This is a genomic window from Glaciecola sp. HA4-3 (assembly GCF_055693685.1).
The window spans coordinates 2,235,427-2,258,009 of sequence record NZ_CM146340.1 but is presented as its reverse complement, the minus strand read 5'-3'; the positions used below and the strand labels follow the sequence as shown (position 1 = coordinate 2,258,009).

The following is a 22,583-nucleotide window of genomic DNA, read 5'->3' as shown; positions in this document are numbered from 1 at the left end:
TCGTCGGTTGCTACTTTCACTAGCAACTGAGGTTGTCACCGTCGATATCTTCGTGAATTGAATCACTGTCATTACCATCAGAACTAATACGTGTTCGCCCTTGCTGGTTGACGTTTATTGCCCGCGCCAAATTTGCGTCTGCGTTTCCGGGGCAAATTTGTATCATAGTAAGAGCATTTGTTGCGCCTGAATCTTGAAAAATAATTGGGTTTGAAGGACCCGTAATCACATTACCACCTGTGGAACGCTGTGTGCTAATAAGAAGCTCTTCATTGTTATCTCTTTGCTGATTGTTATTCAAATCAACAAACACAATTTTTGGATGATTCCAATTATCACCGCAGTTAGAAAAATCAGCGGCAGGGCAGACAATCGTCGTGGTACTTTGGTCAATAGAATTAAATCGTGCATATTGAATTACGCCACTTAATTCGTTTATTTCAGCGACCACTCTGTTTTTTGCGACAATGGATTGCACATTTGGAGCAACTACCGTCAGAACGATCGCAGCGACTGCAAGACCTACCAACATCTCTAAAAGTGTCAAACCTTGTTGACGATTAATATTGCTCGCGCTCAACTCTATTGCCTCATTTACCTTAAGTTTCACTTCACTACCCCTATCATATACCTGTACACTATACGGGAAGTAAGCGGTTTAATGGGTATATTGACAGCGCAGTACTTAGTAATTCGCATACCTTGTCATTATAATTTACAAGCTGTTCATTGGTATAGCTGTCTAGATTATACGCATATTTGATTAAATGTATACGCATGGAGTTTCATTAATGAAACAAGCAATCATTGAAGAAATGAAGGTTTTACCTAGCATTGTTCCAGATGCTGAAGTAGCTAGACGAGTTGATTTTATAAAGCGTCAACTACTTAAATCTGGTCTTAATTCTCTTGTCTTAGGCATCAGTGGCGGCATAGATTCGTGCACGCTTGGACGACTTGCCCAACTAGCGATAAATGACTTAAACCGCGAACAATCCGACAAAGCGTATCAATTTGTTGCAGTAAGACTACCATATGGCGAGCAAGCTGATGAAGATGACGCACAGCTAAGTATTGATTTTATACAAGCTAGTCTTAGCGTAACGGCAAACGTGAAAGATAGTGCTGATGCAATTCATACTGCATCGGTGAACGCACTTAAAGCACAAGGTGCATATAACGCGTCTGCTTATGAAGATGATTTTGTAAAAGGTAATGCCAAAGCAAGAGCGAGAATGGCAACACAATATGACATTGCAGGACTTTGCAAAGGACTTGTCTTAGGTACTGATCATTCAGCAGAAAACATAACAGGGTTTTATACAAAGTATGGTGATGGTGCTTGTGATTTAGCGCCTCTATTTGGATTAAGTAAACGACAAGTTAGACAGATCGCTAGATTTTTAGGTGCGCCTGATATCATTGTAAATAAAGCGCCCACTGCCGATTTAGAGTCACTAAATCCCCAACTATCTGATGAAGCATCATTGGGCTTAAGTTATGAGCAAATCGATGATTTCTTGGAAGGGAAAAGTTCTGACGAAAAAGTAGATGAAAAGCTCATCAGTATTTATACTAAAACACAACACAAACGTGTTCCAATTCCCACCATTTATGACGAAGAGTGAACGGTATGAAAAAAGTTGAAGCAATCATTAAGCCTTTTTTACTTGACGATGTAAGAGAGGCACTGGCGAATCTAGGTATAAGCGGCTTAACTGTTACCGAGGTGCGAGGCTTCGGACGTCAAAAGGGTCACAAAGAACTATATCGTGGCGCGGAATATCAAGTGGATTTTTTGCCCAAAGTAAAAATTGAATTGGTTATTAATGATGAGCTGCTTGATCTGGTATTAGAGACAATTGTTGATAACGCGCGAACAGGGAAAATTGGCGATGGGAAAATATTTGTCAGTGATATATCTCATGCTATTCGAATAAGAACAGGGGAAGAGGGCGAAGAAGCGTTATAACGCTTCTTCAATGTGGATTGTTTCAAGCCGGCATCAGTGAGAGCCGCTACAGCCTCCCTCACCATGTACGTGTCCATGCTCGATTTCTTCAGCGGTGGCATCTCGTAGCTCCTTTATTTCAATGTCGAATACTAAACTAAAACCAGCCAAAGGGTGATTACCATCTACAACAACGTGTTCGTCGTTTTTATCAATGATAATAACTGATTGTTCTCCATGATCGGTAGTTGCTCTAAAGCTCATTCCTACCTCGACATCCATGCCTTCAAACATACTAGCAGGTACTTCCTGAACAAGTTGATCTTGCCTTTCACCATATGCTTTTTCTGGTGTAATCGTGATTGAAAACTTGTCGCCTTTATTTTTACCGTAAAGAGCTTCTTCGACACCCGCAATCATGAACTTTGTACCTTGTATGAACGATAGTGGGCCATTATCGGATGATGAATCAATTATGTCGCCTTCAGTAGTTTCTACACTGTAGTCAATAGTGACGACGTGGTTATCGGCAATTGGCATGTTTTTTTCCTATTGTTGGTATCATATTATGCCTCAACCGAATAAGGCAATGGCATGATATCCAAATGTGTTTGCGAGGATTTTAAGCGTAGCATATTTGTCGCTTCAGTGTCATTAGGCAATACTGCTAACAGCACAATGCTATCGCCTTGAATGGCGATTCTATTGATTACACCCGCCTTGCGCCAATTTTCACCTATTTGGATCTCTACACTTTGTTCATCGGCTATTCCCGTACTATCAGATGGTATCTTTGCGCTTAAATAAAACGCTGCTCGTTTGTTTTTGCCAAGAAATTTGGTGCGCGCGACCACTTCTTGTCCCATGTAACAGCCCTTATCGAAGTCTATTGCATCTAAAAATTGCAAATTGAGCATTTGAGGCACTAGACTGGAAATATTATGACCAAACACCTGGGGCAACCCTGCCTGTATCTCAATAGCATCAAACCTGCTTTCATGTTCCCAATCTATTGTTGTTGCACTTTTTAACTTATCAATCGCTTCTTGACTCAAATATGCGATATATCGAGTACAAATATCATGAAAGCAAATCGCTTGCCCATATTCGTTTGATACCGATACCAAATGTGAATTTACCAGATTAGGGAAGAGTGTTTTTAGCTCGTTTATGGCGTCATCTCCATAGACACCAATGCAGAGTAGGTCTTCTTTGCTTTGTATACTGACCTTCGAAAAAACGCCGTATTTTAACAATTGTTCTTTTGTAGTAGTGATCGCATCTTTTGGTCCAGACAGCAACATCTGGCTATTCTCATTAGCCAATTTAGTTCGATCGTCATAGATGCTAAGCTCACTTACCAGTGGCAGGCTAAACATTTTGCCTTTAAAGTCACAATGAGCGGCCAATCTTGCTTTGTCGTTATCAAAATCCAAAGTATTAATCGTTAACTGACCATGCAAATATTCATAGCGCTGAGGGCCTTCAACCGACACTATCGCCCGACTGTTAAGTTGGCTTATAAAGGAATTGATGGGGATCACGAGGTCTTACTCCTAACAAGTTTTATTAGCAAAGAGTGTGGGCAATCACTTAAGAATACAAGGGTTGACAGTGTGAAAAAATTAATTAACCAGTCACCCCTAAGTTCAGTTTATTTTGAGCAATATAAAGTGCTATCCTAAGCACAAAGGAGAATATATGTTTGAAGCAAAAAGATTGGCGCGTTTAAAGTGGGCTTGCAGGCGAGGAATGTTAGAACTTGATGTGTTATTTTTACCTTTCGTAGAGCAAGCTTTCGACGATTTAGACTACTCGCAACAAGAGACATTTGAACGATTACTGACATGTGACGACCCAGACCTATTTGCATGGTTTATGGGGCATCAAACTTGTCATGATCCTGATTTGTCCGCGATGGTGCAAAAGGTACTCAGCAGAGTAAAGGTTTAACTCTGGGGAAATGATTACTAGAGCAGAATCATGATGGTGCCAATAGAAATCAGTAAGAGCTATTTGGTCAAAAGATACATCAACCTGAGTTTCACTCTACTTGCTACAGCAGGTTTTCTCTACTATTTATCAATAAGCTCGTTTTATTGGGTGTATTTTCCAGGGTTCTTTATTTGTGTTGCTGTATTGGTCTCATATAGCAAGAAAAGCAAACTAAATTGGGCCGTAATTGTGATAAATGAAGCAGAAAATACGATTTTGTATACGGATTCATCTATACCGTGCGGCGACACGCTAAAAATTAGCTATACTAAAAGTTACTTTCATGAGACTGTGTCATTATTGACATTTACTAATCAGCAAACGGTAATGTCTTCAGGCAAGGGTAAACATTCTAAGTTAAGGCCAAAAAAAGTCGAACTTATTATCCCTCGCTTAATGCTTAGTCGGCCAGATTATAAACGCTTGGCTAGAGTAATGATTTGGAATCAATAGTGTTGGATGGTCAAATTTAAGGGACGTGAATAAATGCTTACCCTATATGCAAAAGCGGCAATAAGTTCAACAAAAAACCGCCTACTAGGCAGTGAAGCGCTTAGCGCGGTCAATGGTGTCCCAACACTTCCCGACACTAGTGTAGAAAAGTCACTCAAGATTTCCGCTCAACATTGCAACACATATAATGATATTACACAGTGGCGTCCCAAGCTTGCCGCTGTGATTCACCCTAGTTATATACAGACTCTTTCATTACCGATGCAATTGTCTTTGATTGTTTCGCACTCTTTCCCATTTGAGGCAATGGGCTTGGTGCATATTGGCAACCATATTGATGTAAAATTTTTACCTAATCAAACAGATATTGTCTCGATTAAGGTAAAATGTGGTGAGGTATATTGGCATAAGAAAGGTTGGTTATTTGAAATTCACACCCAAGCGTGCGTTGAAGACAAGCTCGCTATCGTAGGAAGCAGCGTGTACTTGTCGCGTTGTAAACATGACAATGAAATTTTATCTGAAGATACGCTTGGCAGATTAGCTCCGCCATCTTGGCTTACTAAGTTAGACTTTAACGAACTTTTTCAAAATAACAACGAAGCTGATGTTTGGCAAAAAGAATTACTATTTACTCAAGATATAGGCCGGCACTACGCGAAGATTTCAAAAGACTACAATCCAATCCATTTATACAATGCAACAGCAAGACTCTTAGGGTTTAAGTCGGCAATCGCACATGGAATGTATTCTAAGGCGCTGTGCGTCTCTCAAATAGCCAAAAGACATGACCTTTGCCATGATGCTTTTGTGGTAGACACGGTGTTTATGCAGCCAATTTCGCTGCCGATAAAAACCTCATTAAGACTAATAGAGGTGATGGACGATTCTGACCTTGACCATGCTAATTATAGTTCCAACTTGCGCTTTTCCTTAAGCTCTCAAAAAAGGCAAAGAGAACGTTTCCATTTAGTTGGCCAAGTCAACAAAGTATAGTTTATACGGTAGTTGATTCTTGTGTTTGGTCATTTTTTTGGATAATAGTCGGTAAGGGTGTATCAAGCATTTCAGGATAATCCAAATTGTAATGTAGTCCTCGGCTTTCTTTGCGTTGCATAGCGCAAGTGACAATAAGCTGTGCAACACAAACTAAGTTTCTTAGTTCTAACATATTATTGCTAACTTTAAAATTAGAGTAATACTCATCAATTTCTTGTTTTAATAGGTTAATTCGACGCATGGCTCGTTCTAGCCGCTTATTTGACCGCACTATTCCAACATAATCCCACATGAATAACCTAAGTTCATGCCAGTTGTGTTGAATAATAACTGCTTCATCTGAATCAATTACCCGACTTTCATCCCATGGTTTTATCTTTGTTGAAGGTTGTGGGGCAAGTGGGTGTTTTAAGATGTGTTTTGCACATGCATGTGCAAATACAACACACTCTAATAATGAATTACTTGCCATTCTATTGGCACCATGCAGGCCAGTATATGCAACTTCTCCGATTGCATATATATTTTCTAAGTTAGTTTTAGCATGTAAGTCGGTTAAGACACCACCGCAACTGTAGTGTGCAGCAGGAACAACTGGAATAGCTTGACGTGTTATATCGATACCTAAAGAACGGCATTTACGATAAATGTTGGGAAAATGTTTGACAATAAAATCACTAGATTTATGACTTATATCCAGATACATACAGTCTTCACCAAGTCGCTTCATTTCAAAGTCAATCGCTCTTGCGACAATATCCCTAGGGGCTAAATCCGCTCTCTCATCAAAGCGCTGCATAAATTTGGTGCCATCTCGATGGCATAAAAACGCACCCTCACCACGTAAGGCCTCGCTGATTAGGAAATTACCTGCGTCAGGGTGGTAGAGGCAAGTAGGGTGAAACTGATTAAATTCCATATTGGCAATTTGACATCCTGCACGCCAAGCCATCGCGATACCATCACCACTGGAAACGTCAGGATTGGACGTATACTGATAGACTTTACTGCCACCTCCACTTGCTAGTACGACAAAACGACTTCTAATTATTTCAACGTTTTCTTTCTTACGATTCCAAACATACGCGCCAACACAGGTTTGATCACTTTTATTTTGTTTTATCAAATCAATAGCGTTATAGCGTTCAAATAAGTGAATGTTTGGGTGTGTCTTAACGGCATCTGACAATGTATTTTGCACTGCATTGCCGGTTGCATCTGCTGCATGCAAAATGCGTCGGTGAGAATGACCGCCTTCCCTTGTTAAATGATATTTCGTATTACCTTGTTTATCTACCTCTTGGTCAAACGGAACGCCTTGTTTAATCAACCATTGTAGACTTTGCTTAGCATTTTCTGCGGTAAATTTTACGACTAAGGGGTCACATAAGCCAGCGCCTGCATTTATGGTATCTTGGATATGATTATCAATATTGTCTTGTTCATCAAATACAGCAGCAATACCACCTTGGGCATAGCGTGTGCTTCCCTCGTTCAAATCACTTTTGCTGATGACAATCACGTTTAATTGTTGGGCTACATTGAGCGCAAGGCTTAGTCCTGCCGCTCCACTGCCAATTACCAATACATCGCAATTGTGTTCAATTTGATTATTCATGACTCAAGACTGCCTAATTTATAAAAATGATGCGTTATTTAGCATCAATTAATCTTGGTGTTGATATATAATGGAGGAAAATAGCAAATATACGCTTTATTTTCACATTAAAAGCAATATATTTCGAACTTAATGAAATATTCGGGGTCAATATAAGCAACATGCCCGCGGCCATTGCAGAAGTAGAAATAGGAGAGATGGCATTAATGAGCGAGCAGAAAACAGATCAGCAGCTTGTAGAAGAAGTTCAAAAAGGTAATAAAAACGCGTACAACCTTTTGGTGGTCAGGCATCAAAACAAAGTAATGAACATTGTGTCGCGTTACGTAAAGAATTCTGGTGATGTTGCAGATGTTACGCAGGAAGCATTTATTAAAGCTTACCGTGCATTACCTAACTTTAGAGGGGATAGTGCGTTTTACACTTGGTTGTACCGTATCGCGGTTAATAGTGCAAAAAACTATCTTACTTCTCAAAGCCGTAAGCCGCCTGCAAGTGACGTTGACGCACAAGAAGCAGATTATTACGACGGGAGTGACGCATTGCGAGAAAATGCGTCACCTGAGAGAACACTGTTATCAAATGAGTTACAAGCTAAGTTGTTTGCAACGATAGAGAACTTGCCTGATGACTTGCGTGCCGCTATAACGCTTCGAGAAATTGAAGGTTTAAGTTACGAAGAAATCGCTGCTGTGATGGAATGTCCAGTTGGTACCGTAAGGTCGAGAATTTTCAGAGCGCGAGAAGCGATTGATAAAGTGATTGTGCCACTAATAGAAAGTTAAGATTTAAGACAAGAATGGTATGAACTACACTCTTTAATTAGGGTGGAAAACCAAGTAATATAATGATTAAGTCATTAGATAAAGCGATGCAAGCTTTCAGTGAGATGCTTGTATTTATTTAATATAAAAGAACATAAATATGTTCAGGAATCAGATTGTATGACGCAAGAGTACGAAAAACTTTCAGAAATGGTTGATGGTGAATCTATGGATTCAAATGACAGCCAACAACTAGCTAAGCAGGTCTTGGCCGATCCATTACTGAAAGCAAAGTGGCGTAGTTATCACTTAACACGTGATTTGCTTCGAAACGACATGTCATCTGATATTAATTTTGATATCAGTGACAAGGTGTCAGCGGCACTTGAAAGTGAGCTTGCGATACTCGCGCCCAAGAAATCATGGAAGGATGCGCCAATTGTGTCTGCCATTGTGCCGGTGATAAAACAATCGGGTCAACTGGCCATGGTAGCGTGCGTAACAGCAGTGGTAATTTTTGGATACCAAAGCTTCAACCAACCAGAGGTTACGCAACCTTTCACCACAGCGCCTCCTGTTATAGGGCCACAAGGTGGAATAGCGCCTGTAAGCTTGCAGCAAACTACTAGACTCGATAGTGCAAGTGTCACAGCATTAAAAGAGCAGCGCAGACAAATCAACGCGCTGTTGAATGACCATGAACGTCAACAACGCTTGAAAAACCTCAATGAATCAATTGAGGGTGATAACAATGATGACGAAAACAAAGAGTCTGTTAACGACTCACCAAACTAAATCGTGTTCATGAAAAGAAATTTGATCGAAATACCGCGCAGGATTTTACAATGTGCGGTTTTTTTATGCCTGTTTATGTTCACAGCGACCAGTCAAGCACAAGAAACTGGAGATGTTGCTAAACAAACGTCACCACAACAAAACTCAATGGGTGAATCGCCCAAACTGCCAGAATCGCAAAAAACGCCAGAATCGCAAAAAACGCCAGAAGACCAGTCAAATGGGCAAAATAATGAGGCTTCAGCTGATGATGCCAGCTTTAATCGGCTATCGGCGGATGCGTGGATGAATCGTTTAGCATCAGCGATAGATGAATTGTCTTTTGAAATGGGGTTTGTAGTGAGTGCTCCAAATCGAGAAACAATGCCCTATATATGGCGGCACGCCAGGCTCACTAATGGCGACTACGCTGAACAGTTGAGCTCACTTAATGGTCCAGGGTATGAACAAATTAGGATCAATAACAAGGTAAGCGTATTTGAGTCTGGTTTTAATCCTTACAGCATTATCGCTGCGGCTGTAGATGGCCCGATTCCAATGGCGTTTATACAAGATCCTAATGCCCTAAAAAAATCGTACAACCTATTGTTGATGGGTCGAGATAGAGTTTCTGGTCGTATGTCTCAGCAAATTAGAGTAATCAGTAAAGATAAAAGTCGATATGGATACCATTTATGGCTAGATGAGCAAACAGGCCTTTTACTAAAAATAAACATGTATGACCTTGATGGAAGCCTACTTGAGCAAATACAAGTCACGCAGTTGGCAATTAACGCTTCTGTAAAAGAGCATTTTAATAATATTAACAAAGACTTGTTGCCACGAGTTGTTATTGACACGCAAAGACAAGATGTAGAACTACCATGGAAAGTGAGTTATTTGCCCATCGGAATGGAAATAGTGAAGAAAAGTCAACATCGAATTGCTCTTACAGGTCAGCCTGCTCAATATATGATGCTAAGCGATGGTTTAGTTGATGTTTCAGTTTATGTTGTCTCAGAGACACAGAGTTTGACAGAAAATGTCGCACTGAGAAAAGATGCAGTATCGTTGGTATCACTTGGCAACGGACAAGTACGGGTAAATGTCGTTGGAGAAATCCCCACTGATACTGCGAATAAAATCGCAGAATCAATTGTTTTAGTTCAGCCACAGTGAACTTGATGAACGTGAGCATGTTATGATTGAGGAAACAGGCATAGTCGTTGGCGTTAAAGGTACGGATGCTTGGGTTGAAACTCAAGTTAAAACAACATGTGGTTCGTGCAAAGCTAGCGAATCATGTCCTACAAGCGTGGTTGCAAAAGCATTTTCACCCAAACCAGAACATATAAAGATTGTCACACCAAGTCCATTGGTAGTAGGTCAGCAAGTAAAAATTGGTATATCTGAACAGGCTTTAGTTAAAGCTTCTAGTCTGATTTATATTCTACCTTTGCTTTCACTAATCTGCTCGATGGTTATGTTAAGTTTATTATTACCAAATACGCATGAACTTATTTTATTAGTTGCATCATTTTGCGCCGCTTTTTTTAGCCTTTGGTCTGTATCTCGTATGAGTAAAAGAAAGCAAAATAGGCGTCACTTTGCGCCTGTTTTCTTGGGGGCCACTCACAACCAAGTGGTCACTCAAAAACATGAAATTCCAACGCATAAATTAAAATAAGATTTCCCCAAAGATGCACGGTCATGGGTAATAAACTAACTGGAAGGCGTGTTTCACAACTAAATTAGACTAAATCACGTATATTATTCAGGTTTAGTCGCATTTTGTGCGACAAAACGGTAAAATCCGCGTCTAATTTTTGTCAGCAGTTTATTGTAATTTACTGCTGCATCATTTTCGTTTTAAAGCCATAAAAATAAGGCTTTAGGCATTATAGGTAACGCTGTACTTATGCAATTAAAGAATATCCGAAATTTTAGTATTATCGCGCACATTGATCATGGTAAATCGACTTTATCTGATCGCCTAATACAAGAGTGTGGCGGTTTAAGCAGCCGAGAAATGGCTGAGCAGGTTCTTGATTCCATGGATATTGAGCGAGAACGTGGGATTACAATCAAAGCTCAAAGTGTCACTTTGCATTACACTGCAGACGATGGTGAGACCTATCAATTAAATTTCATTGATACGCCCGGGCACGTCGATTTCACATATGAAGTATCAAGGTCATTAGCAGCATGTGAAGGTGCTTTGTTGGTTGTTGATGCTGGACAAGGCGTTGAAGCACAAACATTGGCAAATTGCTACACCGCTATCGATTTAGATATGGAAGTTGTGCCAATTCTAAACAAGATCGATTTACCGCAAGCTGAACCCGACAGAGTCGCAGAAGAGATTGAGGATATCGTTGGGATAGATGCAATAGATGCTGTGCGTTGTTCGGCTAAAACAGGCATTGGTATTAAAGATGTATTAGAAGTTATTGTCAAGCAAGTTCCGCCACCTATTGGTGACGAACAGGGAAAACTAGAAGCATTGATTATTGATTCATGGTTTGACAATTATCAAGGCGTTGTGTCGCTAGTCCGAATCGTAAATGGTGAGCTAAATGCTAAAGATAAGATAAAGATATTATCAACTGGAGCGATTCATCAAGCAGATAAAATTGGTATTTTTACACCTAAACAAACTGAAACAAAGTCGCTGAAAACCGGTGAAGTAGGGTTTATCATCGCCGGTATTAAAGAGATCCACGGCGCCCCTGTTGGCGATACAATTACGCTAGCTAAAGACCCCACTGAGAAAGCGCTTCCGGGCTTTAAAAAGGTAAAGCCGCAAGTATATGCAGGCTTGTTTCCTGTAAGTTCTGATGACTATGAAGATTTTCGTGATGCATTAGCGAAGTTAAGTCTAAATGATGCGTCACTATTTTATGAACCAGAAAGCTCTGGAGCACTCGGTTTTGGGTTCCGTATCGGCTTTTTGGGTATGCTTCATATGGAGATTATCCAAGAAAGACTAGAAAGAGAATATGACTTAGATTTAATTACTACTGCGCCAACAGTGGTGTATGAAGTTAAAACCACTAAAGGCGATATCACAAAAGTTGATAATCCGTCTAAATTGCCGGCGGTAAACGATATTGATGAGATTCGTGAACCTATCGTGACAGCAAACATTCTTGTACCTCAAGAATATTTGGGTAATGTCATAACCTTATGCATCGAAAAGCGCGGCGTGCAAACCAGTATGGTCTATCATGGAAAGCAAGTGGCGGTAACGTATGATCTACCAATGGCAGAGGTCGTTTTGGACTTCTTTGACCGGCTTAAATCAACAAGTCGTGGTTTCGCATCATTAGATTACAACTTTACCCGGTTCCAAGAAGCAGATATGGTTAGGCTTGATATTCTAATCAATGGTGAACGCGTCGATGCCTTAGCCTTGATCACGCATAAAGATAATGCTCCTTACAGGGGGCGTGACTTAGTTGATAAGTTAAGAGAACTAATCCCAAGACAGATGTTCGATATTGCGATTCAAGCAGCTATCGGAAACCATGTCGTTGCGCGTAGTACGGTCAAGCAACTTCGTAAAAACGTGATTGCAAAGTGTTACGGCGGCGATGTCAGCCGTAAGAAAAAACTACTACAAAAACAAAAAGAAGGTAAAAAGCGAATGAAGCAGGTCGGTAATGTAGAGTTACCTCAAGACGCTTTTTTAGCTATCTTGAAGGTTGATAACTAATGGCTAACTATTTTTCTATATTTTTGGTAGCGGTCAGCGCAATTACTGGATTGGTGTGGCTGGTATACGCCCTAACACACCGTCAATCAACGCCGGTGACAGCCAATGAATCTGATGCTCATTATGAAGTAGATACCCCTGTACTGGACGACTCAAATGAGTTACCGGCAAGTGTTGATTTTTGTAAACAAATGTTCCCGATTTTCTTTGGCGTGATGATCTTCCGCTCATTTATTTATGAACCATTTCAAATACCTTCAGGCTCAATGTTTCCTACTTTGTTAGTTGGGGATTTTTTGCTTGTTGAAAAGTTTGCGTATAGCTTAAAAGATCCTATTGCACGAAATGAAATTATTGCTACAGGAGACATAAAAAGAGGAGATGTTATTGTTTTTAAGTTTCCTGATGATGAGCGTGTGGATTATATAAAGCGCGTTATAGGTTTGCTAGGTGAAACGATATATTACCGTTCTAAACAAGTATATATCCAGGCGCCTTGCCCTACCGGTCGTAATTGTGAGGTTCCTAAGGGCGTTGATCTTAAGTCTTTGGGCATTAGTAATGCCCAAGAGCACGGAGCAGTAATGAGCATGTTTACCGAATCAATTGGAGATGTGGACCATAAAATATTGCGAAACCCTAATCGCCCAGAAGCACCGGGTAAGTTTGTTGTACCGCAAGGCAAGTACTTTGTGATGGGAGATAATCGAGACAATTCACTTGATAGTCGAGCTTGGGGATATGTGCCAGAAGAAAACGTTGTCGGTAAAGCCGTCTTTATTTGGATGAGTTTTGAGTTTGGCCGTAGTGAAGATGATTTCTTGCTAGGATTCGTACCAACAGGTGTTAGATTTGACCGTATTGGTAGCATAGACTAATTTTTATTTTGTGATTTAAGAGCAGATACTATTGATTAATCCTTTTATCAAATTACTTAAAAAAATTGATTATCAATTTGCTGATGAAGCTTTATTGCGACAAGCCTTAACTCACCGAAGTGCCTCTAAAACCCATAATGAACGCCTTGAGTTTTTAGGAGATGCTGTATTAGGAATGGTGATCGCACAGCGACTCTACGAAATGTTCCCTAAGGTTCCTGAGGGCAAGCTAACAAGAATGCGCTCTAATCTGGTTAAAGGCCAAACGCTTGCTGAGATTGCTAGAGAACTAGAATTAGGCAGCTTATTACAGCTGGGTCCTTATGAATTGAAATCTGGTGGCAGTCGGCGAGACTCTACATTAGCTGATGCGGTAGAGGCTATTTTAGGTGCAATTTATCTTGAATCGGGCATTGATGCGGTAACGAATACCATCGATCAATTATTCAATCAACGGTTTGTCTTACTCGATCCCAATATTCAAATTAAAGATAACAAAACGCAGCTTCAAGAATACTTACAATCACGACAAATATCACTACCTCACTATCATGTTGTCGAGGTGTCTGGAAAAGACCATGCGCAAACGTTTGTTGTAAGCTGTGAAGTTGCCTCTTTAAATATAACGCACCAAGGAACAGGCCGAAGTCGCCGCATTGCCGAGCAAGCAGCGGCAAAAAAGGTCCTAGAGAATATAATATGATGAATCAGCAGCACTGTGGCATGATAGCGATTGTAGGTCGTCCAAACGTTGGCAAATCTACCATTTTAAACCGTATTTTAGGTCAAAAAGTCAGCATTACCTCACGTAAGCCACAAACTACTCGCCATCGAATAATGGGGATCGATACAGAAGATAATAAACAGGCAATATATGTTGATACACCTTGGTTTGCATGCCGACGAACAACGTGCAATCAACCGTTTAATGAATAAGGCAGCAGCAAGTTCTTTTGCTGATGTGTCGCTTGTGCTGTTTGTTATCGAAGGAACACGCTGGACATCAGATGATGATTTAGTGCTAGAAAAAGTAAAACATTCTGGCTTACCTTGTTGGTTAGTGATTAACAAAATTGACAAAGTACCTGATCAAAGTGAGCTGCTCGATACTTTAAAAGCACTCAGTAAGAAACATGAATTTGCTAACTTGCTGCCGATATCAGCAAAGCAAGGAAAGCAGGTGGAAAATCTACGACAATTAATTTTTGCACAATTGCCAGAGTCAGATTTTTATTTTCCTGAAGACCATGTTACCGATCGTTCGAGTCGTTTTATGGCTGCAGAAATCATTCGAGAGAAGTTGATGCGCTTTACCGGTGACGAGCTTCCTTACGCAGTTACTGTTGAAATTGAGCAATTTAAGCTGACCGCAAAAGGTGTTTATCATATACATGGATTAATTCTAGTTGAACGAGCCAGTCAAAAGCCCATGATAATTGGCAAGAACGGTGCTCACATCAAAACGATGGGCTCTGAAGCAAGGAAAGATATGGAAGCATTATTTGACAACAAAGTGTTTTTAGAACTTTGGGTCAAAGTCAAATCTGGTTGGGCTGATGATGAAAGAGCACTTCGCTCTTTAGGATATGAAGAAGACTACCGCTAAGACTAAGGAATCAGATGAAACCCTTACAAGATTTTCGTGAAGAATATACCCTAGGGCGATTAGATAAAGAAGCACTTACTGACAATCCAATGGACTTGTTCAATACTTGGTTAAATGATGCGATAAATGCCAAATTACCTGATCCCAATGCGATGACTGTTGCAACCGTAGATGAACATGGCCAACCCAGCCAACGCATTGTTTTGCTAAAGGATGTAAGCGATGAAGGCTTCGTTTTTTACACAAATCTAGGGAGTCGAAAAGCGCAAGAACTCAAGAAGAATGCAAAGATTAGCTTGCATTTTCCTTGGTACTTTCTTGAACGTCAAGTCAGTATAATGGGAAGTGCTGAGCTTCTACCAAGAAGCACTGTTGCGAAATATTTTCTTTCAAGACCCAAGCAAAGCCAGTTGGGGGCATGGGCTTCTCAGCAAAGCAAACCAATATCAACTCGTCAATTATTAGTAACACAATTTACTCAAATGAAAGAAAAATTTGCTAATGGGGATGTTCCACTTCCAGATTTCTGGGGGGGATACTTGATTAAGCCGCAGCGAATTGAATTTTGGCAAGGAGGCGAGCATCGCCTACATGACCGGTTTGAATATATTAAATCTTCAGATGGTATATGGTCTTGTGCTCGCTTAATGCCCTAACATACGGCATGTATGATGATAGATAGTCATTGTCATTTTGACTTGGATGCGTTTAATACAAAGCAAGCGCAAATAATGGCAAAATGTTTGGAATTAGGCATCGAGCGGATGTTGGTGCCAGGGCTATCATTATCTCAGTTTGACCGTTTATTGACGTTACAGCCTCGCTTCAGCACTATCGATATTGCAATGGGGTGTCATCCTTATTTCTTGGATTCACTCTACCAATCGTATCTTCAACAAGGAGAGTCGACGTTAGACGATCATCAAAGCGCCTTCAAAGAAACGGCCTTATTGTATCAAGACAAGATTTTGGCTGTTGGAGAATGTGGTTTAGATGCTAGCATTGCCATCCCGATGCCCTTTCAAATAAGGCTGCTCGAATTGCAAATCGACACAGCCAAGGTGCTAAAAAAACCACTTATTTTGCATCATCGTCAGTCTCATAACGAATTGATTTCAATATTAAAGCGTTCAAAGTTTGCTTATGGTGGCTTTATACATGCCTTTAGTGGAAGTTATCAAACAGCTAAAACCTACGTCGATATGGGGTTTCTATTAGGCGTGGGAGGGACAATAAGTTATCCTCGCGCTAGAAAAACAAGATCTACAATAGAAAAACTTCCACTTAATTGTATGGTATTGGAAACTGATGCCCCTGACATGCCTTTGCACGGGTATCAAGGTATGCCAAATAGCCCTACTCAACTGCCTTTGGTCGCTGAGTCATTAGCTCAATTAAAAGGCGTAACACAAAAGGAAGTGGTTGAACAAACCAGTGAAAACTATAAAAGGGTATCTTCGTTATCATTTAGTCGATAATGACGTCGAGTTTTGTAAAACAAACGTGTCAAAAGCGCAGCAACGATACCTGCCAAAAAGATAATCAAAATAATCTGCATGAATTGGTTTTGGTTAAAACGTTGATGATGTGCAATAACGGTGTCTTGATCTAAAATCAGTTTTATATAGCCAAGCGTATTGCCTTCAAAAACAATATCTTCCACAAAGATTAAGGGTTTAGCCGCTGGATTGGCAATCATCTCTAGCACACTTTGACTGTTTTCTCGCTGAGCTAGATATACGCCGTTAGTATCAAAGATACTAGCTGCTTTTACATAACGTCCTTCATGAATAACATCAATGTAGTAATCCAAAAGCTCACTGTCCTCACGAGCAACAGGAGCTGCAACTAAAAGGGCAGCCTGCTTACTTAGACTTCTGCCAAGTTGTTCCGATTCTACTTGATACCAGCTTGTCGCATTTTGAACATGCATGACATACAAGTTAATGGCGATAACAACACACAAGATTACTAATACTAAACTCGATATTCGTTTAAAAATGGCGTAATTGTGTGATGTTTTCAAAAGCAACCTCAAGGTATAGACAAGCTGCAAACATTAGAGGATATTGACTTAATTGCCAAGCATTTGTTTACACGATTAAATAAACGAGTATCATTCCAGTGATTAATTTTATCCTAAGTGCTTGAGTATGCAAGTATCATTGCAAGGAGCAAACATTTGTCCACGATTGAGTTTTCAAAAAAGCAGTCTTTATCACAAGCATACTTGTATGAGTGTTTACACCAAAACGATGCTTTACAATATATAGATGGAAAATGGAGCACCATTGAATTAATAAAGGACCCCGCTCATCATCGCCCACATATTTGTATTGTGGGGCAGGGGATCAATTTTCACAAAATTCAAAGTATTTGCTGCCACCATCTAAGTCATTCACAAGATATTGAAATAGTTAAACACCCCTTTGATGGCCATTTTGGAAATCGGGCGATAAACATACGGTTTTTGACTGACAATGCGCAGCTCTTTAACCCCCAAAGTTTAAATATACTGTCAAAAGAATATTTTCTTGATATGTTTACTATTTCTTCTGTCAGACTTGATTTGCTCATGGTTTACTAGTAATGGACATGGATTCCACGATTATTGATATGGAGTGTATTGATGAAATCGCAAAGTTTGCCGATGCAGGAGACAAAGTTAGCGAAATTACTGAACTAGCAATGCAAGGTCAACTTGATTTTAACCAAAGCCTTTTCGCCAGATTGAGCTGCTTACAAGGTGTTAGTGTGCAACAGTTAAGTGAATTGCAATCTCGTTTACCAATTACCCCAGGTTTTGCGCAAACAATTGCTACCCTAAGACAGTACGGATGGAAAACATGTATAGCCTCAGGCGGATTTACGTTTTTTGCTGATCATATTAAAGACACCTTCGATATCGATATATCGTTTTCAAATGAGCTAGCATTTAGTAATGATGTACTTACCGGCCAAGTAAAAGGCGATATAGTCAATGCAATGTACAAGCGAGAAACATTAATTAAACAAAAGGCAGCTTTTGACATTAGCGATGGTCAGAGTGTCGCCATCGGTGATGGCGCGAATGATTTAGAGATGTTGAACGAAGCGTCCTTAGGTATTGCTTATAAAGCTAAGCCTAAAGTAAGTGAACAAGCTGATGCCAACATAAATTATTGTGGCTTTGAGGGAATACTATATTGCTTGCAACATTGATGGATTAAAAGTCTTTTAATAGAGTAAGTGAGAAATCTTGAGCGTCAATGCTAACACCGTATTGTGATGCCAGTGCATCAAGCTCAGCTTGTGCAAGTGTCAATTCATCCATGACGATCATATTATCATCAAGCTCCCATAACAGGCGTGAGCCAGCATAACTATATTGCAAACATATCATTGCGTTGATATCACCTGCGTTAGCAGCATCTTTTATTTTCATCAATTTTCGGTTAATCAAGTTGAGTGTATGTTTCAGTCGCCAAATATAATCTACTTCTGTCATGAATGGGTGTGAGCGGTATTTTTTTAAAGTAAGGCCAATTGCAATAGCGCAGGTGATCACTCCGCTAAGGTTCCAATGAAAATGGCTGCCACTTTCATCTGGAAACCAGTAAATAAGTACTTGCGATATCCCAAGGCTACCTATCGCAAGACTAACTATGCATGCAACAATAATGTAGTTAAGATGTTTACGATAACGCGTTTTGTTGACCCTGATGAGTTCCATATAATATTACTGATACCTTTCTTTCTTTGTGCTAGTTTACCTGTCTGATCCCTCAAATTCATTAGAATTTGCTTTGATTTGATAACGGTGCAGAACATCGTTGGTAATATCGGTTAAAAAGATAGTCCCTGCAATGTCCCAAAGTCGCTCTTCGAAATAAGTGGCTTTATGCACTAAATGTTGGCTCATATAGAGTAACTCTTGTTCGATTTTCTCAAGGTCGGGTTTAAGGGCTTTATTAATGGTGACGTTAAAGGCTAAAAACTCACCTGTACTCATGGCATTTTTTATAAAACTTTGGCGAGCGCGATGATGGCTAAACTCATACTGCCATTTTGCCTGAACCACTTGTATAGAAGGCCCACCTTGTTTTGGTGTGGCGACAAATATTTCGGTCCTAATTGGTTTAGGGTCAATTTTTAAGACTTTTAATGACTTGTTAACAAAGTCTTCTCCATTTTCTGCGTCCTGATAAAGCCATGCAAGATTAACGTGAGCCAAACTTTTGTCATTATGTAAAAATGTTTGCCACTTTGACCTAACCTGACTAACAGTTGCCATTGCTGGCAAAAATCCTTGTATTTTCTTTTCCACATACGCACAAAATTGAGGACTGTTCTTCGAGTGAATGTTTCGCAGTGCTGAGCTGATGCCAGCGACGGGCTCATCATTATTAATCGCGGTTAGCTTATCAATATTATTATCAATTAATTGGGTAAAAAAGCTTTCTGCAATACTAACTTCATCATCTTTTATTGCTTGCAGATGTACGACGGTTTTATCAATATTGATATGCACAACTCTATAGGTTAAGTCTTTTAAATCGTAGTGCTCAGTAATCTTTTGTAGCTTTGGCAAGGCAATACTGACTTTACTATTAAGGCGCTGGGTAAACGCTTCATCAAGCTCAAGCTTAAGACCGCTGATTGATACATCTTCACTGACGCCGCTGATATATTGTGTATTTGAACGCAATACAACAGGTGTTCTTAGGATATAACGAGTTTGCCGACGCAATTCGCTTTGGGTGTGGCGAAACGATTTAACGATATAGGGGAGTTTATTTCTTGCGTGGCCAAATTGGCTCAACAAGGGCACTTTATGCTTGTGCATATCAAGGCGCTGAAAACACTCTTGTGCATTTTGATTGCTGATGTCACTTACGCTAATCATGTTGGTTATATTTTTTAAACATGCTTGTAAGCGCGGACTTAAATGACGATTTTGTTGGTCTATTTTTTTGTTTACACCATCAGGAATCGCCGTTGGAGAAAAAGCGTCACTAGGACGAATATCACTAATTGTTACCTGATATACCCGCCAGCTTACCTTTCGAGACCCATAACTTAAAAAAGTACTTTTTAAAGCAGGGTTATTATCGAGTTCAAATTGTGACGCGGAATAAAAATAGACCTTTTCATTTTTAATGTGATTAAAGCAATAGATGGTCATTTGCGGATAAGCATGGTTACTATTGAGTAACTGATGGATACGAATAGGATTTATCAAAAAGCCAATGAGGCATTGGTCATTTTCATTGTTCCAATAGTCTAATATGCCCTTATTTGAGGTGTTCATACTGGCAAATTTAGCGTAATAAAAATCGCTTTTATCCCTTTCTATAAAAAGAGGAAGCGTTGGAGTGTTATTGGCAAAGCTTTGTTCATATATTTTACTAGACATCGCCATTTCGACATTGTCTAAATTAATCTTATAGCGATGTTTATGTAATTTGATTAGCTGCAGAACAAATTGATTAAATAATTCATGGTCCTGTTTTTCTCGGTATAGATGAATATGCGCTTTGTCACCTTGTCCAGAAATATTAAGCACTTGATATTCAATGGCTTCTCTTGATAAGCCGTGAGCGCGGTCTATTCCTCTAAAGACAATACTTACAGGTTCGATTGCTTTTATTCGCGAGATCTTTTCTTGATCCTTAAGCTTGACGCGTAAACCAGAAAGTGAAATGTCTAATGTGCTTGCATGTAAACTGCTGTTGTCACTGAAAAAAAGTTCGACATTGACAACGTAATTAAGTCTTTCTTCTTTACGGGTAGGAAAGTTTAGTAATTCTTGGCATGGTGTGATGTATCTATCATCGGGTAAACTCAGTTCGGTGAGTAAATTCCCTTTTTGCTGGCTAGTCATTAAATGCCGTTTTTCTTGCATAGCTTGTTCAATAACTTCTTCGTATACGCCAAATGTATATTCCCCGTAGCGTTTTACGAGTTTTTCGATTGTGAGTATGCCATTAACATTTAAGTAGTGATCAATGCCGTGATGAGTAAAGAGTCGGCAGTCGTCTTTGACAATTGTCCGCAAATCAATAGAGCGTATGCACGGTTTTGCTAATCGTTTAATTTCCATTTTAAGCAAAAACTTGATGTCTGAAGGCACTGTTTTTGCTCTTTGTGCAAATTCAGTATTAAAGTGTGCTTTATTAACTAAAGGAGCAAGGTCCTTTATCAAGCTTTCATAGCCTGATAGTTTATCTACCATACTGTCTTGTTTTACTATCTCAGTTAAAGCCTTATGCATAGCTTATCGGACGCTTTTTAATTTTTCTTGTATTTCTTTTACACCATAAGCAAATTGAAGGTAAACTCAAGTTATAATTTCAAAATATTGGTGAAAAACCTTCAACTAGGTGTGTAGTAAACGGATATGGCAAAGCAAGTAAAAACAGAATTTGTCTGCACTGACTGTGGTAATAGCTCGACTCAATGGAAAGGTCAATGCATTTGTGGCAGTTGGAATACATTAAAAGAGATAAAAGTATCTAGCAATAAAATGCGTCAGCCAAGCACAAGCGCTTCAATGGGGTATGCCGGAAGTGTTGTATCGGGTGCAAAAAAAATTGATGAAGTTCAGTCTGTAGAGGCCCAAAAGAGACTCTCTGGTATAGGGGAGCTTGATCGCGTGCTAAGTGGCGGTATTACTTCTGGCTCTGTTAACATTGTATCGGGTGATCCAGGCGCAGGTAAAACAACACTTTTATCTGACTTAATTGCGCGAATGTCACTTAACACACCTTCATTATACTGTACCGCAGAAGAGTCCTTGACGCAGTTTAAAAATAGAGTCGATAGGCTAAAACTCAAATACGACAACGAACAGTTATTTTTACTTTCTCAAACTAGCGTAGAGGCCATCATCGAAGAGCTGGATGATAAACAGATAAAATTTGCCGTGATTGATTCTATTCAAGCAGTTGTGACTGACTTAGCTAACGGCAGCCCTGGTTCACCTTCACAAGTAAAATCAGCTGCTCAAGCATTAACACAGTATTGTAAGCAAAATAACGTCACTATGTTTATTATTGCGCACGTGAACAAAAACAACGAAATTGCAGGCCCCCAAACCTTAGTACATATTGTCGATGCTTTGCTGCACATAGATACCAATGATGGTCAAATTAGAACATTACGGGCTAATAAAAACCGTTTTGGCGATGTCGATACAGTAGGTATTTTTCGTATGTGCGAACGCGGGATGTTAAGTGTAGATAATCCAAGTGAGATTTTTCTATCGGGCTCAAGCACTGAGTCACCAGGCTCAACGATAACGTGTATTCGTAAAGGGAATCGTAATATTTTATTAGAGATTCAGTGTTTGACGACAGATAACGAAGCTGAATTTCCACAGCGTGTCTGCGTGGGATTGAATATGAATCGTATTAAAATGTTAACAGGAGTGCTGCGTAAGCATACGAAGACTAAGATTTTCCACGATACCTTTTTCAACATCGTTGGCGGCTTAAAGATCGATGAGTCCGAAACATGTATTGATCTGGCTTTAGTTGGAGCTTTATTAAGCAGCTTAAATGAGTTTGTTATACCAAGAACGGCATGTATCATGGGAGAGCTAAGTCTTAATGGTGATATTAGGCCCATCGATAGCGGCGTGCCTCGTGTAAAAGAGGCTGCTCAACATGGCTTCACACAAATCTATATTCCAGATAGAAATTATCACAAAACAATGGAAGGGCTTGGCGCCACTATTATTAGAGTCAAAACAATCCATGACTTTATTGGATTAATTCAATAAACCCAATAAAACCAATAGAGCCCTAACTACATGCTTTGTATATCTGTGGTTGTCATTAAACAAAGTGA

The 22,583-nt window shown here is 39.7% G+C and carries 24 protein-coding genes and 1 pseudogene; 18 read left to right on the top strand and 7 right to left on the bottom strand.

Annotated elements, in window-relative coordinates; translation table 11 throughout:
- Nucleotides 1-19 precede the first annotated feature (19 nt).
- Nucleotides 20-610: a GspH/FimT family pseudopilin gene (locus ACZ1G6_RS10755; protein ID WP_472616300.1), complete on the bottom strand. Its 591-nt coding sequence runs from the start codon at nt 608-610 to the stop codon at nt 20-22.
- 181 nt (nt 611-791) lie between these two features.
- Between ACZ1G6_RS10755 and nadE the strand changes: the two genes are divergently transcribed.
- Nucleotides 792-1,628 carry an ammonia-dependent NAD(+) synthetase gene (gene nadE / locus ACZ1G6_RS10750; protein WP_472616299.1) on the top strand — a complete coding sequence of 279 codons (837 nt, stop codon included), beginning with the start codon at nt 792-794 and terminating at the stop codon, nt 1,626-1,628.
- Nucleotides 1,629-1,633: 5 nt separating this feature from the next.
- Entirely contained in the window at nt 1,634-1,972 is a 339-nt protein-coding gene (locus ACZ1G6_RS10745) for a P-II family nitrogen regulator (RefSeq protein ID WP_472616298.1), read from the top strand.
- 33 nt (nt 1,973-2,005) lie between these two features.
- On the opposite strand, the gene ACZ1G6_RS10740 is transcribed toward ACZ1G6_RS10745, so the two are convergent.
- The gene (locus tag ACZ1G6_RS10740) at nt 2,006-2,491 is read right to left on the bottom strand and encodes an FKBP-type peptidyl-prolyl cis-trans isomerase (RefSeq protein WP_472616297.1); all 486 of its coding nucleotides are present in this window, start codon (nt 2,489-2,491) and stop codon (nt 2,006-2,008) included.
- 26 nt (nt 2,492-2,517) lie between these two features.
- Nucleotides 2,518-3,495 (bottom strand): CAF17-like 4Fe-4S cluster assembly/insertion protein YgfZ, encoded by a 978-nt coding sequence (gene ygfZ / locus ACZ1G6_RS10735; protein ID WP_472616296.1) that lies wholly within the window; start codon nt 3,493-3,495, stop codon nt 2,518-2,520.
- A gap of 157 nt (nt 3,496-3,652) precedes the next feature.
- Here ygfZ and ACZ1G6_RS10730 point away from each other — a divergent pair, with 157 nt between their 5' ends.
- Genes ACZ1G6_RS10730 through ACZ1G6_RS10720 form a run of 3 tightly spaced genes read left to right on the top strand, consistent with a single transcriptional unit; the run spans nt 3,653 to nt 5,395 of the window.
- Nucleotides 3,653-3,904 carry an FAD assembly factor SdhE gene (locus tag ACZ1G6_RS10730; protein WP_472616295.1) on the top strand — a complete coding sequence of 84 codons (252 nt, stop codon included), beginning with the start codon at nt 3,653-3,655 and terminating at the stop codon, nt 3,902-3,904.
- A 30-nt stretch (nt 3,905-3,934) separates the two neighbouring features.
- Nucleotides 3,935-4,399, top strand: coding sequence for a hypothetical protein (locus ACZ1G6_RS10725; RefSeq protein WP_472616294.1), 465 nt, complete (start codon nt 3,935-3,937; stop codon nt 4,397-4,399).
- 33 nt (nt 4,400-4,432) lie between these two features.
- Nucleotides 4,433-5,395, top strand: coding sequence for a MaoC/PaaZ C-terminal domain-containing protein (locus ACZ1G6_RS10720; protein WP_472616293.1), 963 nt, complete (start codon nt 4,433-4,435; stop codon nt 5,393-5,395).
- Between the two features lies 1 nt (nt 5,396).
- On the opposite strand, the gene nadB is transcribed toward ACZ1G6_RS10720, so the two are convergent.
- A complete protein-coding gene (nadB, locus tag ACZ1G6_RS10715) occupies nt 5,397-7,016 on the bottom strand; it encodes an L-aspartate oxidase (protein WP_472616292.1) in 1,620 nt (539 codons plus the stop codon).
- Nucleotides 7,017-7,222: 206 nt separating this feature from the next.
- On the opposite strand from nadB, the gene rpoE reads away from it, so the two are divergent.
- From rpoE to ACZ1G6_RS10665, 10 genes and pseudogenes are all read left to right on the top strand, one after another.
- Entirely contained in the window at nt 7,223-7,801 is a 579-nt protein-coding gene (gene rpoE / locus ACZ1G6_RS10710; RefSeq protein WP_472618975.1) for an RNA polymerase sigma factor RpoE, read from the top strand.
- A 159-nt stretch (nt 7,802-7,960) separates the two neighbouring features.
- A complete protein-coding gene (locus ACZ1G6_RS10705; protein WP_472616291.1) occupies nt 7,961-8,575 on the top strand; it encodes a sigma-E factor negative regulatory protein in 615 nt (204 codons plus the stop codon).
- 75 nt (nt 8,576-8,650) lie between these two features.
- Complete coding sequence (locus ACZ1G6_RS10700; protein ID WP_472616290.1) at nt 8,651-9,733, top strand: MucB/RseB C-terminal domain-containing protein; 1,083 nt, start codon at nt 8,651-8,653, stop codon at nt 9,731-9,733.
- Nucleotides 9,734-9,755: 22 nt separating this feature from the next.
- The gene (locus ACZ1G6_RS10695) at nt 9,756-10,241 is read left to right on the top strand and encodes a SoxR reducing system RseC family protein (protein WP_472616289.1); all 486 of its coding nucleotides are present in this window, start codon (nt 9,756-9,758) and stop codon (nt 10,239-10,241) included.
- Nucleotides 10,242-10,472: 231 nt separating this feature from the next.
- The gene (lepA, locus tag ACZ1G6_RS10690; protein ID WP_472616288.1) at nt 10,473-12,269 is read left to right on the top strand and encodes a translation elongation factor 4; all 1,797 of its coding nucleotides are present in this window, start codon (nt 10,473-10,475) and stop codon (nt 12,267-12,269) included.
- Nucleotides 12,269-13,147: a signal peptidase I gene (gene lepB, locus ACZ1G6_RS10685; protein WP_472616287.1), complete on the top strand. Its 879-nt coding sequence runs from the start codon at nt 12,269-12,271 to the stop codon at nt 13,145-13,147. Before lepA ends, lepB begins: the two co-directional genes overlap by 1 nt.
- 25 nt (nt 13,148-13,172) lie before the next feature.
- Nucleotides 13,173-13,850 carry a ribonuclease III gene (gene rnc, locus ACZ1G6_RS10680; RefSeq protein ID WP_472618974.1) on the top strand — a complete coding sequence of 226 codons (678 nt, stop codon included), beginning with the start codon at nt 13,173-13,175 and terminating at the stop codon, nt 13,848-13,850.
- A pseudogene (era, locus tag ACZ1G6_RS10675) lies at nt 13,847-14,753 on the top strand (GTPase Era). The gene rnc and the pseudogene era overlap by 4 nt, the downstream one beginning before the upstream one ends.
- A 14-nt stretch (nt 14,754-14,767) precedes the next feature.
- Nucleotides 14,768-15,409 (top strand): pyridoxamine 5'-phosphate oxidase, encoded by a 642-nt coding sequence (gene pdxH / locus ACZ1G6_RS10670; RefSeq protein WP_472616286.1) that lies wholly within the window; start codon nt 14,768-14,770, stop codon nt 15,407-15,409.
- A 15-nt stretch (nt 15,410-15,424) separates the two neighbouring features.
- Entirely contained in the window at nt 15,425-16,231 is an 807-nt protein-coding gene (locus ACZ1G6_RS10665) for a TatD family hydrolase (protein ID WP_472616285.1), read from the top strand.
- Here ACZ1G6_RS10665 and ACZ1G6_RS10660 read toward each other — a convergent pair.
- Nucleotides 16,195-16,779 (bottom strand): AhpA/YtjB family protein, encoded by a 585-nt coding sequence (locus tag ACZ1G6_RS10660; protein ID WP_472616284.1) that lies wholly within the window; start codon nt 16,777-16,779, stop codon nt 16,195-16,197. The genes ACZ1G6_RS10665 and ACZ1G6_RS10660 overlap by 37 nt on opposite strands.
- Before the next feature lie 156 nt (nt 16,780-16,935).
- Between ACZ1G6_RS10660 and ACZ1G6_RS10655 the strand changes: the two genes are divergently transcribed.
- Nucleotides 16,936-17,340 (top strand): hypothetical protein, encoded by a 405-nt coding sequence (locus tag ACZ1G6_RS10655; RefSeq protein ID WP_472616283.1) that lies wholly within the window; start codon nt 16,936-16,938, stop codon nt 17,338-17,340.
- A gap of 8 nt (nt 17,341-17,348) precedes the next feature.
- Entirely contained in the window at nt 17,349-17,954 is a 606-nt protein-coding gene (serB, locus tag ACZ1G6_RS10650) for a phosphoserine phosphatase SerB (RefSeq protein ID WP_472616282.1), read from the top strand.
- Nucleotides 17,955-17,958: 4 nt separating this feature from the next.
- On the opposite strand, the gene ACZ1G6_RS10645 is transcribed toward serB, so the two are convergent.
- Together ACZ1G6_RS10645 and ACZ1G6_RS10640 are read right to left on the bottom strand one after the other, a co-directional pair.
- Complete coding sequence (locus ACZ1G6_RS10645; protein ID WP_472616281.1) at nt 17,959-18,465, bottom strand: DUF3087 domain-containing protein; 507 nt, start codon at nt 18,463-18,465, stop codon at nt 17,959-17,961.
- A 36-nt stretch (nt 18,466-18,501) separates the two neighbouring features.
- Nucleotides 18,502-21,006: a PilZ domain-containing protein gene (locus ACZ1G6_RS10640; protein ID WP_472616280.1), complete on the bottom strand. Its 2,505-nt coding sequence runs from the start codon at nt 21,004-21,006 to the stop codon at nt 18,502-18,504.
- A 126-nt stretch (nt 21,007-21,132) separates the two neighbouring features.
- Here ACZ1G6_RS10640 and radA point away from each other — a divergent pair, with 126 nt between their 5' ends.
- Nucleotides 21,133-22,515 (top strand): DNA repair protein RadA, encoded by a 1,383-nt coding sequence (gene radA, locus ACZ1G6_RS10635; RefSeq protein WP_472616279.1) that lies wholly within the window; start codon nt 21,133-21,135, stop codon nt 22,513-22,515.
- Nucleotides 22,516-22,583: the final 68 nt, after the last annotated feature.

Bases quoted from the DNA above. Each gene is read 5' to 3' on its own strand.
- nadE (WP_472616299.1), top strand. From the start codon at position 792: ATGAAACAAGCAATCATTGAAGAAATGAAGGTTTTACCTAGCATTGTT.
- ACZ1G6_RS10745 (WP_472616298.1), top strand. From the start codon at position 1,634: ATGAAAAAAGTTGAAGCAATCATTAAGCCTTTTTTACTTGACGATGTA.
- ACZ1G6_RS10740 (WP_472616297.1), bottom strand. From the start codon at position 2,491: ATGCCAATTGCCGATAACCACGTCGTCACTATTGACTACAGTGTAGAA.
- ACZ1G6_RS10730 (WP_472616295.1), top strand. From the start codon at position 3,653: ATGTTTGAAGCAAAAAGATTGGCGCGTTTAAAGTGGGCTTGCAGGCGA.
- ACZ1G6_RS10725 (WP_472616294.1), top strand. From the start codon at position 3,935: ATGATGGTGCCAATAGAAATCAGTAAGAGCTATTTGGTCAAAAGATAC.
- ACZ1G6_RS10720 (WP_472616293.1), top strand. From the start codon at position 4,433: ATGCTTACCCTATATGCAAAAGCGGCAATAAGTTCAACAAAAAACCGC.
- nadB (WP_472616292.1), bottom strand. From the start codon at position 7,016: ATGAATAATCAAATTGAACACAATTGCGATGTATTGGTAATTGGCAGT.
- rpoE (WP_472618975.1), top strand. From the start codon at position 7,223: ATGAGCGAGCAGAAAACAGATCAGCAGCTTGTAGAAGAAGTTCAAAAA.
- ACZ1G6_RS10705 (WP_472616291.1), top strand. From the start codon at position 7,961: ATGACGCAAGAGTACGAAAAACTTTCAGAAATGGTTGATGGTGAATCT.
- ACZ1G6_RS10700 (WP_472616290.1), top strand. From the start codon at position 8,651: ATGTTCACAGCGACCAGTCAAGCACAAGAAACTGGAGATGTTGCTAAA.
- ACZ1G6_RS10695 (WP_472616289.1), top strand. From the start codon at position 9,756: ATGATTGAGGAAACAGGCATAGTCGTTGGCGTTAAAGGTACGGATGCT.
- lepA (WP_472616288.1), top strand. From the start codon at position 10,473: ATGCAATTAAAGAATATCCGAAATTTTAGTATTATCGCGCACATTGAT.
- lepB (WP_472616287.1), top strand. From the start codon at position 12,269: ATGGCTAACTATTTTTCTATATTTTTGGTAGCGGTCAGCGCAATTACT.
- pdxH (WP_472616286.1), top strand. From the start codon at position 14,768: ATGAAACCCTTACAAGATTTTCGTGAAGAATATACCCTAGGGCGATTA.
- ACZ1G6_RS10665 (WP_472616285.1), top strand. From the start codon at position 15,425: ATGATAGATAGTCATTGTCATTTTGACTTGGATGCGTTTAATACAAAG.
- serB (WP_472616282.1), top strand. From the start codon at position 17,349: ATGGATTCCACGATTATTGATATGGAGTGTATTGATGAAATCGCAAAG.
- ACZ1G6_RS10645 (WP_472616281.1), bottom strand. From the start codon at position 18,465: ATGGAACTCATCAGGGTCAACAAAACGCGTTATCGTAAACATCTTAAC.
- ACZ1G6_RS10640 (WP_472616280.1), bottom strand. From the start codon at position 21,006: ATGCATAAGGCTTTAACTGAGATAGTAAAACAAGACAGTATGGTAGAT.
- radA (WP_472616279.1), top strand. From the start codon at position 21,133: ATGGCAAAGCAAGTAAAAACAGAATTTGTCTGCACTGACTGTGGTAAT.